The sequence below is a fragment of the Novimethylophilus kurashikiensis genome, assembly GCF_003112435.1.
Lineage (GTDB): Bacteria > Pseudomonadota > Gammaproteobacteria > Burkholderiales > Methylophilaceae > Novimethylophilus > Novimethylophilus kurashikiensis.
Window position 1 is genome coordinate 61,648 of sequence record NZ_BDOQ01000002.1, and the last position, 14,962, is coordinate 76,609.

The window sequence follows — 14,962 nt, forward strand, 5'->3', positions numbered from 1 at the left end:
GAGCTAGAGAGAAATGAGCGACACCCAAGTCTGGAGCCGTGAAGAATTCGAAGCCAAGCTGCGCGAGCGCGGCCGTGGATACCACATCCACCATCCGTTCCATGTGCTGATGTATGAAGGCAAGCTGAATCAGCAACAGATTCAGTGCTGGGTGGCGAACCGTTACTACTACCAGATCGCTATTCCAATCAAGGATGCGGCGATCCTCTCCAACTGTCCGGATATCGACGTGCGTCGCGGCTGGATTCAGCGTATTTTCGACCACGACGGCAGCGGCCCGATCAACGAAGGCGGCAAGGGCGGTATCGAAGCCTGGCTGCAACTGGGCGAAGCGGTCGGCCTGAAGCGTGAAGATGTGCAATCGCTCAAGCTGGTTTCTCCTGCGGCCAAGTTCGCTGTCGATGCCTATATCAACTTTGCCCGGCAACGCCCGTGGCAAGAGTCGGTTTGCTCATCTCTCACCGAATTGTTCGCACCGCATATTCACCAACAGCGGATTGACGCCTGGCCTGAGAAGTACCCATGGATCAAGTCTGACGGCTTGCAGTATTTCCGCAATCGCTTGACCCAAGCCCGTCGCGATGTGAAGCAGGGGTTGGACATCACGCTGGATTACTTCGGCAAATCTCGCGAGATGCAGGAGCGTGCTTGCGAAATCCTGCAGTTCAAGTTGGACGTGCTGTGGGCTTTGGCCGACGCCATTATGCTGCAGTGCTGCGATGTGAAAATTGAAAACGGTGTGCAATATGTCCGACAAGATCAAGTCTGACGACGTATTCGGCTTGGCGCGTCATTATCGTTTCCAATGGGAGGAGGCGCAGGGCTGTTACGTCCTGCTCTTCCCGGAGGGGATGATCAAGTTGAACGGTGGGGCGGGAGAAGTGATCAAACGTTTGGACGGCAAGAAAAATGTGGCTGCCGTCGTGGACGAATTGAAAACTGCTTTTCCTGAAGCACCCGATCTGGAAGCCGACGTAGTGGCGATGATCGAGCTTGCAGCCGACAAAGCCTGGATTGAACGGAAATCGACATGAGTGATTTTGAAGCCGTAAACAACGGTGCAAAAATAGGTCATGCGCCTAAGCCCTTGTGGCTATTGGCCGAGGTGACCTACCGCTGCCCGTTGCACTGCGCGTTCTGCTACAACCCGACGGACTACGTGACCCATACGCAGAACGAACTGACTACCGAACAGTGGATCAAGGCCCTGCGCGAAGCCCGCAAGCTGGGGGCTTTGCAATTGGGTATTTCCGGCGGAGAACCTTTGCTGCGAGACGATATAGAAGAGATCGTGGCCGAGGCAGGGCGTTTGGGGTACTACACCAACCTGATCACCTCGGGCGTCGGGCTCACGGAAAAACGCATTGCCGAGTTCAAGCGCGGCGGCCTGGATCACATCCAGCTGTCGATGCACGACATCACCAAGGAAATCAATAACTTCATCACCGATACCAACACCTTCGAACTCAAGAAGAAGGTGGCTGCGATGATCAAGGAGCACGATTATCCGATGGTGTTGAATGTCGTGATCCACCGTTACAACATCGAGCACATCGGCGAAATTCTCGACATGGCCGAACAGATCGGCGCCGACTACGTGGAACTGGCCAACACCCAGTACTACGGCTGGTCGCTGCTCAACCGTGCGCAATTGATGCCGACCAAGGAACAACTGTTGAAGGCGGAAGCCGTCACCAATAAGTTCCGCGAGCGCGTCGGCAACAAGATGAAGGTGTTCTTCGTGGTGCCCGACTATTACGCCGATCGCCCCAAGAAGTGCATGAACGGCTGGGGCGAGGTGTTCATGATCGTAACCGCCAACGGTGATGTATTGCCGTGTCACTCCGCTCGCGTATTGCCTGGCTTGACCTTCCCCAATGTGAAGGATGCCGATCTGGATTGGGTGTGGAATGAGTCGCCGGCATTCATGAAGTACCGCGGTGACGACTGGATGAAGGAACCATGCCGCACTTGTCCGGATAAGGAAAAGGACTTGGGCGGATGCCGTTGCCAGGCCTTCTTGCTTTCTGGCGATGCGGAAAGTGCCGACCCGGTTTGCTCGCTTTCGCCCAACCATCACCTGATCGAAAAAGCCATCGAGGACGCCAAGAATCCTCAGCTGGCGGCGCAGCCGATTGTCTTCCGCAATGACAAGAACTCGCGCAAGCTGGTCGATGGCGAATCCGACGAGTTGGTCGCGGATTTCCACGCACTGCCGTAATACCCCTTTAAGGTACGGGCTGTTTTTGGCGCGGCCCGTGCCTTAAAATCCCCTCATGCCATCCCAGACACTCATCGCCGTCATCTTGGCGGCTCTCGCCGCGCTTGCGCCTTTTTCCATCGATACCTATTTGCCGGCGTTTCCCGCGATCGGCAGCGATATTCATGCGACGCCTCTCGAGTTGCAACAGAGCCTAACAGCCTATTTGCTGCCTTATGCCCTGATGACCTTGTGGCACGGCGCCATTTCAGACGCCATCGGTCGCTTGGCGGCCATCCGTTGGGGCTTGCTGGTCTTCTCCCTGGCTTCTGTCGGATGTGCGCTGGCTCCTGATGCCTATACCTTGTGGTTTTTCCGGGCAGTGCAGGGGCTGTCAGCCGGGGCCGGGAATGTGGTGGCGCGTGCTTTGGTGCGTGATCTATTTGAAGGTGTCATGGCGCAGCGCGTCATGGCCCAAGTGCAGATGATTTTCGGCTTGGCGCCTGCCGTGGCGCCTATCGTGGGCGGGCTGCTGCTAGCCGTGCATTGGCAAGCTATCTTCGTGTTCCTGGCGATTTATGCCGTGGCAACGCTGATCATTGCGCTAAAAACATTGCCCGAAACCGTGCCCCAGGAAAAACGCGTTCCATTGTCGGCTCGGCAGGTAATTACCGGCTATAAGCAGATTTTCAGCGATCGCGAGTTTCTTTGCCTGGCAACCGCATTCGGTGCCAATTTCGCAGGTTTCTTCGTTTATGTGCTGGCAGCGCCTGTGTTTCTGATCAAGCATCTCGGCCTCAATGCACACCAGTTCGGTTATATGTTCGTTCCCACCGTGTGTGGGATGGTCCTGGGGTCGTGGATCGCCCGGCACAATGCGGGGAAATATGCTTCCGGCCGGATTCTGCGCATCGCTTATCTTGGAATGGCAGGGGCTGTGCTGCTGAATATTGCAGTGTGTTTCTGGCTGCCGCCTTACCATGTCTGGAACATTCTTCCCGTAGCCCTCTATAACGTCGGCATGGCTTTGGCGATGCCCGTACTCTCTGTCGCTGCGCTCGACCGCCACCCGCGGCTCCGCGGCACTGCAGCCTCGGGGCAGGCTTTCCTGCAAATGGTGTTGTCGACCTTGTCTGCGGGATTGATCATTCCTTTGCTGTGGGGACACGTCATCGGCCTTGCTCTGGGTATGGGCGGTTACGCCTTGTTCGGCTGGTGGTGCGCTCGGCAAACCGGGATCTGGCATCAGGTTTCTACTTCACCACAAAAAAATTAAAGTTATGTCGGATTCGTCCGATAACTGGTAGGTGTAGAACCTATATTCGTAAGGACATCAAATGTCTGACCTCAGCAAAATTGGTGCATATTCCGCTAACTTGTCGATATCGTTGAACGATCACGGCAAGGCGGTGGCTCGTATGCTGGAGGCAGGTCAAAATAAGGTGGATGCCGCAAAAGAAAAAGTGACCGATACTGCACTTCAGGAAATTCAGCGAGCCACAGCAGCCAAGGAAGATATGATTCAGTTGGGAGCCAAGCTGGACATCTTCGCCTAAATTCGGTGGGCCCTCCAAACAGGATAGGTCTGTATAATTTCCTGCAAGGCGCTTTTCATTTATTGTAAAATAAGCTCAGCAGCCCGAATTTAACTTACCAATGGAGTCAAAGATGCAAAAACTAGCTACCACCCTGCTAATCGCTCTTGGCATCGCCAGCCTTCCGGCCGTCGCCGATGTGGCCAGCGGACAAAAGCTGGCTGACAAGTATGCAGCCGTCGCTAAGACCATCGACCCGAACTTTAAGCCTTCCGCTGATGCCGGTCGCGCGTTCTTCACCCGCAAGATTCTGGTACACGGCAAGGAAATTTCCTGCTCTTCCTGCCACACCGACAATCCGGCTAACCCCGGCAAGCACATCAAGGATGGCAAGCCGATCAAGCCGTTGGCTCCTTCTGCAAATCCGAAGCGCTTCAGCGATATCGACAAGGTCGAGACCAACTTCGAGAAGCACTGCCTGGAAGTGATCGGCAAGGATTGTACCGCTCAGGAAAAGACGGACTACATCACCTACCTGTTGTCCATCAAGTAAGCTGATTGGTCATCGTGAAAACGGCCCGTTCGCGGGCCGTTTTTATTTGTACCGCCAAATTACACGCTTGGGTTACTAAGAAGTTTGCCCAATAAAAAAGGACGCCATGGCGTCCTTTTTTACAGCGTATGCAGTAATTACTCTTCAAGCATGTCGCGCTTGCCGGGCGTGCCGTTGAACTGATCGGCATCGGCCAGGGGATCCTTGCGAGCGGTGATGCTCGGCCATACCTTGGCAAAACGGGCGTTCAGCTCGATGAACTCTTGCTGGTCTGCCGGCACGTCGTCCTCGGCAAAGATGGCTTCTGCCGGGCACTCTGCAACACACAGGGTGCAGTCGATGCACTCGTCAGGATCGATCGCCAGGAAGTTCGGGCCTTCCACAAAGCAATCGACCGGGCATACGTCTACACAGTCGGTGTATTTGCACTTGATGCAGTTCTCGGTTACGACATAAGTCATGTTCTTGCTCCAGATTCCAGAATGTTAGATTTTACCAGTTCCTGATCAATCGATCATGCCGGCGGCGACCGTGTTATTGGTGCTTTCGTCGATGACGATGAAGGCCCCCGTCGCGCGATTGTCGGCATAGCGATCAACGCACAGTGGCTGCGCCAGGCGGAAGCTGATCTTGGCGATATCGTTCATGCCTAGGCCTTGCACAGGCTGCTGCTCCAGCGTGTTGACGTCAACGCGGTATTCGATCGCCCCGATCTTGGCCTTGGATTCGCGCGAGGTATGGCGAATGATGTAGGTGCGAGCCGGGGAGAGCGGCGTTTCGGAGAGCCAGCACAGCATGGCGTCGATCTGCTTGACCGGTTCTTTGGCTTCGCTGCTTTTCACGATCATGTCGCCGCGCGAGATGTCGATTTCATCTTGCAGCAGGATGGTGACGGACTGCTCATGAATAGCACGATCCAACTTGTCGCTACCCAATTGAATCGCCTTGACCTTGCTGGAGCGGCCGGACGGCAATACCGTCACTTCGTCGCCAACAGCAATTTCGCCGGATTCCACGCGTCCCATGAAGCCGCGAAAATCGTGCAATTCCGGATTGGCGGAATCCTGAGGGCGGCAGACGTATTGCACCGGGAAGCGGAAGTTCTCGGCTTTCTCGGTATGCGCCGCAGGGGCAGCTTCCAGGATTTCCAGCAGGGTCGGGCCGGTGTACCAGTCCATGTCTTCGCCACGATCCACGATCATGTCGCCGTTGAGGGCAGACATCGGGATGAAGCGGATATCGTGACCTTGGCGCTGCAAGCCGATCTGTTCGGCAAAGGCCAGGTAATCTGCACGGATGCGGTCGAACGTGGCCTGATCGTAGTCCACCAGGTCCATCTTGTTCACAGCGACAAGGATGTGCGGAATGCCGACCAAGTGAGCCAGGAAAGAATGACGGCGAGTTTGCGTCAGGACGCCCTTGCGCGCATCGATGAGAATGATGGCGAGGTTGGCGGTGGAGGCAGCCGTCACCATGTTGCGGGTGTACTGCTCGTGGCCCGGTGCATCGGCGATGATGTACTTGCGCGTGCCGGTGCTGAAATAGCGGTAAGCGACGTCGATGGTGATGCCTTGCTCGCGCTCGGCCTGCAAACCGTCGGTGAGCAGGGAAAGGTCTACGGCTTCCATGCCGCGCTTCTTGGAGGTGCGCTCGATTTGGGTGAGCGTGTCCTCAAGAATGGTCTTGGTGTCGAACAGCAGGCGCCCGATCAGCGTGCTCTTGCCGTCGTCGACGCTGCCGCACGTCATGAAGCGCAGCAGGCCATTGTCCTGAAGGTGAATCGGGGCGTTCATTAGAAGTAACCTTCCTTCTTGCGTTGTTCCATCGAGGCTTCGCTGGTCTGGTCGTCCAGGCGCGTTGCGCCGCGCTCGGTAATGGTGGTGGTGGCCGTTTCCAGCACGATCTTGGCGACATTGTCGGCATCGGATGGCACGGGGGCGGTACAGGTGATATCGCCCACGGTGCGGAAACGCACCTGCATGTTGACGATTTCTTCGTCAGCCTTGGGCTGATTGATGATCTCGCCGGTAGCCAGCGGCACATTCACGGGGAAAATTGCGCCGCCGCGCATGACGATGTTGCGTTGATGCGCAAAGTAGATGCTCGGCAGTTCCAAGCCTTCACGCTCGATGTACTGCCACACGTCCATTTCCGTCCAATTGGAGATCGGGAAGGCACGGATGTTTTCACCCTTGTGCACGCGGGCGTTGTACAGGTTCCATAGCTCAGGGCGCTGGTTCTTTGGGTCCCATTGGCCGAACTCGTCGCGGAAGCTCATGATGCGTTCCTTGGCGCGGGCCTTTTCCTCGTCGCGGCGTGCGCCGCCGATACAGGCGTCGAAGCCGAACTCCTCGATGGCTTCGAGCAGGGTCACGGACTGATGCTTGTTGCGCGATTCGCCTTCGTGCTTGAGGACGACGGTGCCGCGCTTCATGGAGTCTTCAACGGAGCGAACGATGAGGCGCTCGCCCAATTCAGCGGCGCGCTTGTCGCGGAACTCGACCACTTCCTTGTAGTTGTGGCCGGTATCGATATGCATGAGCGGGAAGGGGAACTTGCCGGGGCGGAACGCCTTTTCGGCAATACGCAGCATGCAGATGGAATCCTTGCCGCCGGAAAACAGCAGTACGGGGCGTTCGCATTGGCCGGCCACTTCGCGCATGATGTGGATGGCCTCGGCCTCGAGCCAGTCGAGGTGGGACAGGGTTTGTCGGGTCAACGTGGTCATGTGGTTCTCTTACTTGATAGGCGTTACGGCGCTGATTTTCTTAACATGCAGGCCGCATTCCTTGCCTGCTTCATCCTCCCACCACCAACGGCCGGCGCGAACATCTTCGCCCATAGCGATGGCGCGAGTGCAAGGTGCGCAGCCGATGCTGGGGTAGTGCTGGTCGTGCAACGCGTTGTATGGCACGCCGTTGTCGCGGAGATACGCCCAGACTTCCTTCTCGGTCCAGTCCGCAAGCGGGTTGAACTTCATCAGGCCGTGGTCGGCGTCCATTTCCTCGAACGGCATATCCTTGCGCGTGACCGCTTGCTGGCGACGCATGCCGGTGATCCAGGCTTTCTTGCCGTCCAGGGCGCGCTTCAGCGGCTCCACCTTGCGAATGCCGCAGCACTGCTTGCGCAACTCCACGGAATTATAAAAGGCATTGATGCCATTAGTGTTGATATATGTTTGAATCGCTTCGGCCTGCGGCGCATAGGTTCGCACTTGCACGGTGTTGCCGTAAGTTTCCTGCACCTTTGCCAACAGGTCATAAGTCTCAGGATTCAGACGGCCGGTATCCAGCGTGAACAGCTCGATGCCCGGCGCGTACTTGGCGATGAGGTCGGTCAGCACCATGTCTTCCGCGCCCAGGCTGTTGGCGAAGGTTGCTGGGCTGAATTCGGACTCGATACGTTTCAGCAACGCCGCAACGGCGTCGATCTTGGGTTGCAGATCCATCAATCCACCTCGTCTTCGTGACGTGAGAACACGCGGCCCGCAGAGGCTGCATGGTGAGAGGTGCGGGCATGACGGCGCCATACCGGCAGCGGATTATCCACGGCGCCCTGATAGGGCTCGGAAAAATCGCGCAGGCTGGCGAGGGCATCTTCGGCAGACTTGTCGGCGCGAATCGAATAGGCATCGAAGCCGCAGCGTTTCATGAAATAAAGCTGGTCGCGCAGCACGTCGCCGATGGAGCGCAGTTCGTTCTTGTAGCCGTAACGGGTACGCAGCAGTGCGGCCATGGAGAAGCCGCGACCGTCGACAAAGCGTGGGAAGTTGATAGCAATGAGCGGCAGGCGGTTGATGTCGTCCACGCTGTCGGTCAAGTCTTCCAGCAGTTCGAAGCTGTCTACCCAGACGCCGATTTCTCCCTTGGCAAAACGTGCAGAAAGTTGCTCCTTGCGTGCGAGCCAGACGGTGAGCGGAATAATGGCCTTGCCGTTTTCGGGAATTACGGTGCCCTCGATCTGCTCCGGCGTGGCAGCGGGTTCGCCGGTGACCTTGAAGATCACTACCTTGCCGGCCTGCTTGCGCACGGTTTCTTCAGCCGGTGCGGGCAGTTTTACCAGTGTCCATTCGTCGGCGACGATGGCGTTGTTCTTGATGAGGTTGGACATTACGCAGCCTCCTTCGCGTAAACATGCGCCTTGAACGGCGCTACGCCGATGCGGCGCACCGTATCGATGAAGCGTTCTTCATCGGTGCGATTGGCAATGTAGGTTTCGATCAGTTTCTGGATCACGCCGGGCACTTCGGTCGAAGCGAAAGACGGGCCGATGACGGTGCCGAGGCTGGCATCGGAACCTTGCTTGCCGCCGATGGTGATCTGGTACCACTCCGAACCGTCCTTATCCACGCCTAGTACGCCGATGTGGCCGACGTGTTGGTGGCCGCAGGAGTTCATGCAGCCGGAGATGTTGAGCTCGATGTCGCCGATGTCGTGCAGGTAATCGAGGTCGTCGAATTTTTCCTGGATGGCCTGCGCGATCGGGATGGATTTGGCATTGGCCAAGCTGCAGAAATCGCCGCCGGGGCAGCAGATGATGTCGGTCAGAAGGCCGATATTCGGCGTTGCCAGGGCTTGTTCGCGAGCCTTTTCCCACACGGCGAACAAGTCGCCTAGCTTCACATCCGCCAGAATGAGGTTCTGCTCGTGCGAGACGCGCAGTTCGCCGAAGGAGTAGCGATCGGCCAAATCTGCGATTGCATCCATTTGGTTATGAGTCACGTCACCCGGAGGTACGCCGGTTTTCTTGAGTGACAGGGTGACGGCGCGGTAGCCCGGCACCTTGTGGCCGTGCACGTTGCGCTTGGCCCAGGCGGCAAAGGCCGGATTGGAGGCAATGGCCGCATCGAAGGATGCATCGTGATCGGGCAGGGCGGTGTAGCGATTTGGCACAAAGAAGCTTGCCACGCGGTCGTACTCGACCTGCGTGATGGTACTGGGGCCGTCCTTGAGGTGCACCCATTCGGCTTCGACCTGGCGGCCGAATTCTTCGGCGCCCAAGGCTTTCACCAAAATCTTGATACGCGCCTTGAAAGCGTTATCGCGGCGGCCATGCAGGTTGTAAACGCGCAGGATGGCTTCGCAATAGGTCAAGGCGTGCTGCCATTCCAGATGTTCGCGAATCTTGCTGCCGAGGATGGGCGTACGGCCGAGGCCGCCGCCGACGAACACGCGAACGGCCATCTTGCCGTCGCCGTCCTTGTAGAGTTCCAGGCCGATGTCGTGCGTCAGCACCAGGGCGCGGTCGTTCTTGGCGCCGTTGACGGCGATCTTGAACTTGCGCGGCAGGCCGGCGAATTCGGGGTGGAAACTGCTCCACTGGCGCATGACTTCGATGAACGGGCGTGGATCGACAATCTCATCAGGTGCGACACCTGCGAATTGATCGGCCGTAATGGCGCGGATGCAACTGCCGGAGGTCTGGATAGCGTGCATCTGCACGGTTGCCAGTTCGGCGAGGATGTCCGGCGTGTCTTCCAGCTTGGGCCAGTTGAGCTGGAAGTTCTGGCGCGTGCTGAAATGGCCGTAGCCCTTGTCGTAGCGGCGGGTGATGTCGGCCAGCTTGCGCATCTGGCGTGCATTCATCAGGCCGTAAGGCACGGCGATGCGCATCATGGGAGCATGACGCTGAATATAAAGGCCATTCTGCAGGCGCAGCGGACGGAATTCATCGTCGGAGAGTTCGCCGGCCAGGTAGCGACGCGTTTGATCGCGGTACTGGGCGACGCGTTCGTCAACGATGCGTTGGTCGATGTCGTCGTAGATATACATAGTGTCAGTGCTTGTGAATAACCGTTACAAAACAAATTTGAAGCCGATTAGCATCAGGATCGATGCCAATAGCGGCCGTAAAAATTTCTCAGGAATCTTGGCGCTCAAATGGCTGCCAACCCAGATGCCGGGCAGGGAACCTACCAGCAAGCTGCTTAGCAGGGTGAAATCGACGTTGCCCATTTGCCAATGGCCGAAACCGCCGATGGCGGTGAGCGGAATGGCGTGGGCGAGATCGGTGCCGACAATCTTCACTGTAGGCAAGCGCGGATACAGGAAAATCAACGCTACAGTGCCGAGTGCGCCGGCACCGACGGAAGATAGCGTGACCAGTACGCCCAATACCAGGCCGACCACTACGGTCGCCGGTGCTTGCAGGTGATGAAAACGCCCCGGGGCGTGGTCTTCGGCATTCTTGCCGGCTTTTTGAATATAAGCGCGAACGAACAATGCAATCGCCGTCAGGATCAGCGCGATACCCAGGGAGAACGTGATGGTGTGGGTGACATCCTTGCCGATCTTGGCGAAGTGATTGAGCACCATGAGCGTAGCGATTGCAGCGGGCAAGCTGCCGGCAGACAGCAGGGCGACGATGCGCCACTCGACGGATTTATGGTTGCCGTGATGCACCAACACACCGCCGCTCTTGGTCAGGGAGGCGAACAAAAGGTCGGTACCGACAGCAACGGCAGGCTTGAAGCCGAACAGGAACACCAGCAGCGGCGTCATCAGCGACCCGCCGCCTACCCCGGTAATGCCGACCAACAAGCCGACGAGCATGCCCGAGAATATATAACCAATTTCCATATCTTGTAGTTCTGCCAGAATGAGGGCGCCACTATAGCAGACGCGGTTTCTTGCCAGAAAGAATATGTTGTTCTATCTTATTCTTTCCAGTTATAAGAATGGTCGTCTAGGCTCGATATCAAATACCTATGAAATTGCACCAACTCCGCTATATCCGCGAGGTTCATCGGCAAGGTTTGAACGTCTCCACCGCAGCCGATGTGTTGCACACTTCGCAACCAGGCGTCAGCAAGCAAATCCAGTTGCTCGAGGAAGAACTCGGCCTGCAAATTTTCCACCGTAGCGGCAAGCGCCTGACCAGTGTCACCGAACCGGGCATGGCCATCCTCAATATGGCCGAACGCGTATTGCGAGAGATGGAAAACATCAAGCGCGTGGGCGAGGATTTTACCCAGGAAAGCGAAGGCTGCCTCTCCATCGCCACCACCCATACCCAGGCGCGCTATCGACTCCCACCCGCAGTCAAAGCTTTTGTGGAGCGTTATCCCTCGGTGCAGCTCAGTATTCACCAAGGCAGCCCCAAGCAGGTGTCGGAGCTGGTTATCAATGGCGAGGCCGATATCGGCATTGCGACAGAATCGATTGCCGAAAACGATGAGTTGGCGGCGCTGCCTTGCTACACCTGGAATCGTTGCGTGGTGGTGCCGCCGGGGCACCCGTTGGCAGATGGCGGCACGCTGACGCTGGAGCGCATTGCGCAATATCCCATCGTGACTTACGACCTGGGCTTTACCGGCAGTACTTCGGTCAAGCGCATGTTCGAGGCGCAAGGGTTGAACCCCAATATCGTGCTGACGGCGATCGACTCGGACGTGATCAAGACTTACGTGGAACTCGGCTTGGGCGTCGGGCTATTGGCCAAAATGGCCTACAACCAGGAGCGTGACCAGAACCTCGTGATGCTGGATGCCAGCCATTTATTCCCCGACAGCACGACCTACCTGGGCGTGCGCCGGGACGCTTACTTGCGGGGTTACATCTACGAATTCATTCACCTGATCGCGCCGCATCTCGACCGCCAGGCGGTCAACGCGGCGTTGTAATCAGGCTACCTTGGCTTTCTTGCCTTCGCTCGCATGGCCTTGTTTGACCATGGCAGACATCACCGGCATTTCGGTCTTGGATCGTCCGCGCAGATAGACGGAGTAATACATTCCCGCGACCAGCACTGTGCCACCGAAGATATTGCCTAACGTGACCGCGCTGATATTGCGCAAGAAACCGTAGAAGTTGAGGTCGGCCATCGTCTCGGCGGGCAGGTGCGCTGCTGAAACGATGGCGGGGTCGAGCGAGGCCAGCATGCCCATGGGGATAAAGAACATGTTGGCAATGCTGTGCTCGAATCCCATGTTGACGAAGCCGGCGATGGGAAACACGATGGCGAAAATGCGGTCGGTCACGCTACGTGCCGCAAAGCACAGCCAAACGGCCAGGCAAACCAGGCTGTTGCACAGGATGCCCTTGAAGAAAGCCTGCCACCAGGGCATGTGGCTCTTTACAGCAGCAATAGTCAACGCCTGGACGCCGTAATTGAGATGTTCGCCTTGCAGAATGCCCGACCAATAGGCCATCGCGACCAGGCCGAGGCAGCCGATCAGATTGGCGAAATAGACATAGAACCAGTTTCGCAATACCTCGCGTGTTGTGATCTTGCGTTCGGCCCAGGCCATTGCCATGAGGTTGTTGCCGGTGAAGAGCTCGGCGCCACCGACGATGACAAGGATGAGGCCCAATGCGAACGCGGTTGCTGCGACTAGTCGCGGTAATCCTTGCGCCAGGACGGTCGTGAAGTTGATCGCGCCGAAGGAAATGAAGCCGCCGGCCATGAGCCCCAGTACAATAAGCTTGAAGGCTGGCATGCGCGCCTTGCTGACGCCGATGTTCTGGACCTTGGAAGCCATCTGGGCAGGCGTGAAGGCATCGTTCGAGGTAGGAATGTGTTCGGGCATGAGTGTGAATAAAAGTTAAAAAATTTTTCAATTATATTCGAATCGGCTGATCTTGAGAGGAACAACCCTAATAATGAAAGGCTTAAAACAGTTATTTTGGATGCTCCTATTCACTGCGTGCGCTCATGCCGCACCTCAAGCAATGCCTCCTGTCGATCCTGATACTCCGATCTACAGCGTCAAGGTCGAGCCGGGTGTGACTTATGATGATGTCGTGACCAGCCTCAAAGTCGCAGCCGAGGGTGCAAATTTCGTTAGCCCAGCTAATTTCCCGCTGGGAGAACACATCAAGCAGCGCGGCTTGCCGTTGGAAGGGGTGCTGGAAGTGCGCAGCTATTGCAACCTCAGCCTAGGCGCGGAAATCATGCTGGATCATCCTGAATTTGCGGTGTTCGCGCCTTGTCGTATCGCGATCTACGAAAAAGATAAGCAGCTGTATCTAGCCCTGGATCGTCCCAGCTTCGACCTTAAATACATTAAGCATCCTACCGAGCGTGCGGTTAAAGCCGCGCAGAAGTTGGAGGAGGTGCTGCTTTCCATCATCGATAAGGCGAGAAAAGGCGAAATTTAAGGTAGTGGCTAGGCTTACCGCCTTCGCCTTGCCGTCGTGACTGGCCTGCGCTAACTTGTCGTCGCTTATTAATTTTTCGATACGAAATATGACTGAATCCTTGTTGATCGCCAAATCCGGCAAGATCGAACTCTCTCTTCTTTCCCGCATGGCTAACCGCCACGGCCTGATCGCGGGTGCGACTGGCACCGGCAAAACCATCACGCTGCAGTCGCTCGCAGAGCAATTCTCTCGCAACGGCGTGCCGGTGTTCATGGCGGACGTGAAGGGCGACCTTTCGGGCGCGGCGTTGCCCGGCGGCGGCAACGCCAAGGTGGATGCGCGGATCAAGGAACTCAAGCTTCAGGAATTCGCTTTCGACGCCAATCCGGTCGTGTTCTGGGATGTGTTCGGTGAAAAAGGCCATCCCATGCGTGCGACGGTTTCTGACATGGGGCCGCTGCTGCTGTCGCGCATGCTGAACCTCAACGATACCCAGGCCGGTGTGCTCACGGCGATGTTCAAGATCGCCGACGACAACGGATGGCTGCTGCTTGACCTGAAAGACCTTCGCGCCATGTTGCAATATGCCGCGGAGCATGCCGGAGAGTTCACCAGCGAATACGGAAATATCTCAGTCGCCAGCGTAGGCGCCATCCAGCGCGGCCTGTTGCAACTGGAACACGAGGGCGGCGACAAACTTTTCGGCGAACCTGCGCTCAATTTCGACGACCTCATGCAGACCGACGAAAAAGGTTGCGGCGTAATCAATATTCTTGCGGCTGAGACGCTCTACAACTCACCGCGCGCCTATGCCACCTTGTTGCTGTGGCTGCTGTCGGAACTCTTCGAAAAGCTGCCGGAAGTCGGCGATTTGGATCAACCCAAGTTGGTGTTCTTCTTCGACGAGGCGCATTTGCTGTTCAACGATGCGCCGCCTGCGCTGCTCTCCAAGATCGAGCAAGTGGTGCGCCTGATCCGATCCAAGGGTGTCGGCGTGTATTTCGTCAGCCAGAATCCATTGGATATTCCCGACGTGGTGCTGGGGCAACTCGGCAACCGTATCCAGCATGCCTTGCGGGCCTTTACTCCGCGCGACCAGAAGGCCGTCAAATCCGCCGCCGAGACCTTCCGCGCCAATCCCAAACTGGACGTGGAAACGGCCATCACCGAGCTGGGCGTGGGCGAAGCGCTGGTGTCCTTACTGGACGACAAGGGGCGTCCCGCGCCGGTGGAGCGTGCCCTCATCATCCCGCCCGGTAGCCGTATCGGTCCGGCCAATGAACAAGAACGACGTGCGGTAATCCAGGCATCGCTGTTGTATGGGCATTACGAAAAAGCCATCGACCGCGAATCTGCCTACGAAATCCTCAAGGGCCGTGCAGCGCAAACACCCGAGCAACCACCGGCTGAGGAAAGCCGCGGTTTCGATTGGGGCGGCATGTTGGGCGGGGAGGTCGGGCCACGCGGTGGACGCGGGCGCCAGGGCGTATTGGAAGCCGCAGCGAAAAGCATTGCTCGTACTATCGGTGCTGAATTGGGACGTCAAATCGTGCGCGGTGTGTTGGGCTCCATCCTTGGCAGTAAACGATAAAGC

At 57.1% G+C, this 14,962-nt stretch carries 17 protein-coding genes; 9 read left to right on the top strand and 8 right to left on the bottom strand.

Features of this window, described 5'->3' with window-relative positions; genetic code table 11:
* Positions 1 to 13 precede the first annotated feature (13 nt).
* The 6 genes from pqqC (at position 14) to NMK_RS01605 (ending at position 4,288) form a co-directional block, all read left to right on the top strand.
* Positions 14 to 769, top strand: coding sequence for a pyrroloquinoline-quinone synthase PqqC (pqqC, locus tag NMK_RS01580; RefSeq protein ID WP_109014012.1), 756 nt, complete (start codon positions 14 to 16; stop codon positions 767 to 769).
* Positions 747 to 1,034, top strand: a complete 288-nt coding sequence (pqqD, locus tag NMK_RS01585) for a pyrroloquinoline quinone biosynthesis peptide chaperone PqqD (RefSeq protein WP_109014013.1) — start codon at positions 747 to 749, stop codon at positions 1,032 to 1,034. The genes pqqC and pqqD overlap by 23 nt, the downstream gene beginning before the upstream one ends.
* A complete protein-coding gene (gene pqqE, locus NMK_RS01590) occupies positions 1,031 to 2,221 on the top strand; it encodes a pyrroloquinoline quinone biosynthesis protein PqqE (protein WP_109014014.1) in 1,191 nt (396 codons plus the stop codon). Before pqqD ends, pqqE begins: the two co-directional genes overlap by 4 nt.
* A 55-nt stretch (positions 2,222 to 2,276) precedes the next feature.
* On the top strand, positions 2,277 to 3,476 hold the full coding sequence (locus NMK_RS01595) for a multidrug effflux MFS transporter (RefSeq protein ID WP_109014015.1): 1,200 nt from the start codon (positions 2,277 to 2,279) through the stop codon (positions 3,474 to 3,476).
* A 61-nt stretch (positions 3,477 to 3,537) separates the two neighbouring features.
* On the top strand, positions 3,538 to 3,756 hold the full coding sequence (locus NMK_RS01600; protein WP_109014016.1) for a hypothetical protein: 219 nt from the start codon (positions 3,538 to 3,540) through the stop codon (positions 3,754 to 3,756).
* A gap of 112 nt (positions 3,757 to 3,868) precedes the next feature.
* Positions 3,869 to 4,288, top strand: coding sequence for a DUF1924 domain-containing protein (locus NMK_RS01605; RefSeq protein WP_109014017.1), 420 nt, complete (start codon positions 3,869 to 3,871; stop codon positions 4,286 to 4,288).
* Between the two features lie 137 nt (positions 4,289 to 4,425).
* Here NMK_RS01605 and fdxA read toward each other — a convergent pair whose 3' ends face one another.
* From fdxA to NMK_RS01640, 7 genes are read right to left on the bottom strand one after another with little or no spacing between them, the layout of a single operon-like run.
* Positions 4,426 to 4,749 (bottom strand): ferredoxin FdxA, encoded by a 324-nt coding sequence (fdxA, locus tag NMK_RS01610; RefSeq protein WP_109014018.1) that lies wholly within the window; start codon positions 4,747 to 4,749, stop codon positions 4,426 to 4,428.
* 45 nt (positions 4,750 to 4,794) lie between these two features.
* On the bottom strand, positions 4,795 to 6,081 hold the full coding sequence (cysN, locus tag NMK_RS01615) for a sulfate adenylyltransferase subunit CysN (protein WP_109014019.1): 1,287 nt from the start codon (positions 6,079 to 6,081) through the stop codon (positions 4,795 to 4,797).
* Positions 6,081 to 7,016, bottom strand: coding sequence for a sulfate adenylyltransferase subunit CysD (gene cysD / locus NMK_RS01620; protein WP_109014020.1), 936 nt, complete (start codon positions 7,014 to 7,016; stop codon positions 6,081 to 6,083). The genes cysN and cysD overlap by 1 nt, the downstream gene beginning before the upstream one ends.
* A 9-nt stretch (positions 7,017 to 7,025) precedes the next feature.
* Positions 7,026 to 7,736, bottom strand: a complete 711-nt coding sequence (locus NMK_RS01625) for a phosphoadenylyl-sulfate reductase (RefSeq protein ID WP_109014021.1) — start codon at positions 7,734 to 7,736, stop codon at positions 7,026 to 7,028.
* Positions 7,736 to 8,398 carry a DUF934 domain-containing protein gene (locus NMK_RS01630; RefSeq protein ID WP_109014022.1) on the bottom strand — a complete coding sequence of 221 codons (663 nt, stop codon included), beginning with the start codon at positions 8,396 to 8,398 and terminating at the stop codon, positions 7,736 to 7,738. The genes NMK_RS01625 and NMK_RS01630 overlap by 1 nt, the downstream gene beginning before the upstream one ends.
* On the bottom strand, positions 8,398 to 10,059 hold the full coding sequence (locus NMK_RS01635) for a nitrite/sulfite reductase (RefSeq protein ID WP_109014023.1): 1,662 nt from the start codon (positions 10,057 to 10,059) through the stop codon (positions 8,398 to 8,400). Before NMK_RS01635 ends, NMK_RS01630 begins: the two co-directional genes overlap by 1 nt.
* Before the next feature lie 24 nt (positions 10,060 to 10,083).
* A complete protein-coding gene (locus tag NMK_RS01640) occupies positions 10,084 to 10,866 on the bottom strand; it encodes a sulfite exporter TauE/SafE family protein (RefSeq protein WP_109014024.1) in 783 nt (260 codons plus the stop codon).
* A gap of 128 nt (positions 10,867 to 10,994) precedes the next feature.
* Between NMK_RS01640 and cysB the strand changes: the two genes are divergently transcribed.
* On the top strand, positions 10,995 to 11,909 hold the full coding sequence (cysB, locus tag NMK_RS01645; protein ID WP_109014025.1) for an HTH-type transcriptional regulator CysB: 915 nt from the start codon (positions 10,995 to 10,997) through the stop codon (positions 11,907 to 11,909).
* Here cysB and NMK_RS01650 read toward each other — a convergent pair whose 3' ends face one another.
* On the bottom strand, positions 11,910 to 12,815 hold the full coding sequence (locus NMK_RS01650) for a formate/nitrite transporter family protein (protein WP_109014026.1): 906 nt from the start codon (positions 12,813 to 12,815) through the stop codon (positions 11,910 to 11,912). It lies immediately after the preceding gene.
* Between the two features lie 142 nt (positions 12,816 to 12,957).
* Between NMK_RS01650 and NMK_RS01655 the strand changes: the two genes are divergently transcribed.
* A complete protein-coding gene (locus NMK_RS01655; protein WP_306419331.1) occupies positions 12,958 to 13,386 on the top strand; it encodes a DUF302 domain-containing protein in 429 nt (142 codons plus the stop codon).
* A gap of 88 nt (positions 13,387 to 13,474) precedes the next feature.
* Positions 13,475 to 14,959 carry a helicase HerA-like domain-containing protein gene (locus tag NMK_RS01660; RefSeq protein WP_109014028.1) on the top strand — a complete coding sequence of 495 codons (1,485 nt, stop codon included), beginning with the start codon at positions 13,475 to 13,477 and terminating at the stop codon, positions 14,957 to 14,959.
* Positions 14,960 to 14,962 lie beyond the last annotated feature (3 nt).

Bases quoted from the DNA above. Each gene is read 5' to 3' on its own strand.
- pqqD (WP_109014013.1), top strand. From the start codon at position 747: ATGTCCGACAAGATCAAGTCTGACGACGTATTCGGCTTGGCGCGTCAT.
- NMK_RS01635 (WP_109014023.1), bottom strand. From the start codon at position 10,059: ATGTATATCTACGACGACATCGACCAACGCATCGTTGACGAACGCGTC.
- NMK_RS01625 (WP_109014021.1), bottom strand. From the start codon at position 7,736: ATGGATCTGCAACCCAAGATCGACGCCGTTGCGGCGTTGCTGAAACGT.
- NMK_RS01655 (WP_306419331.1), top strand. From the start codon at position 12,958: ATGCCTCCTGTCGATCCTGATACTCCGATCTACAGCGTCAAGGTCGAG.
- pqqC (WP_109014012.1), top strand. From the start codon at position 14: ATGAGCGACACCCAAGTCTGGAGCCGTGAAGAATTCGAAGCCAAGCTG.
- cysD (WP_109014020.1), bottom strand. From the start codon at position 7,016: ATGACCACGTTGACCCGACAAACCCTGTCCCACCTCGACTGGCTCGAG.
- NMK_RS01600 (WP_109014016.1), top strand. From the start codon at position 3,538: ATGTCTGACCTCAGCAAAATTGGTGCATATTCCGCTAACTTGTCGATA.
- NMK_RS01605 (WP_109014017.1), top strand. From the start codon at position 3,869: ATGCAAAAACTAGCTACCACCCTGCTAATCGCTCTTGGCATCGCCAGC.
- fdxA (WP_109014018.1), bottom strand. From the start codon at position 4,749: ATGACTTATGTCGTAACCGAGAACTGCATCAAGTGCAAATACACCGAC.
- NMK_RS01650 (WP_109014026.1), bottom strand. From the start codon at position 12,815: ATGCCCGAACACATTCCTACCTCGAACGATGCCTTCACGCCTGCCCAG.
- NMK_RS01640 (WP_109014024.1), bottom strand. From the start codon at position 10,866: ATGGAAATTGGTTATATATTCTCGGGCATGCTCGTCGGCTTGTTGGTC.
- NMK_RS01595 (WP_109014015.1), top strand. From the start codon at position 2,277: ATGCCATCCCAGACACTCATCGCCGTCATCTTGGCGGCTCTCGCCGCG.
- NMK_RS01660 (WP_109014028.1), top strand. From the start codon at position 13,475: ATGACTGAATCCTTGTTGATCGCCAAATCCGGCAAGATCGAACTCTCT.
- pqqE (WP_109014014.1), top strand. From the start codon at position 1,031: ATGAGTGATTTTGAAGCCGTAAACAACGGTGCAAAAATAGGTCATGCG.
- NMK_RS01630 (WP_109014022.1), bottom strand. From the start codon at position 8,398: ATGTCCAACCTCATCAAGAACAACGCCATCGTCGCCGACGAATGGACA.
- cysN (WP_109014019.1), bottom strand. From the start codon at position 6,081: ATGAACGCCCCGATTCACCTTCAGGACAATGGCCTGCTGCGCTTCATG.
- cysB (WP_109014025.1), top strand. From the start codon at position 10,995: ATGAAATTGCACCAACTCCGCTATATCCGCGAGGTTCATCGGCAAGGT.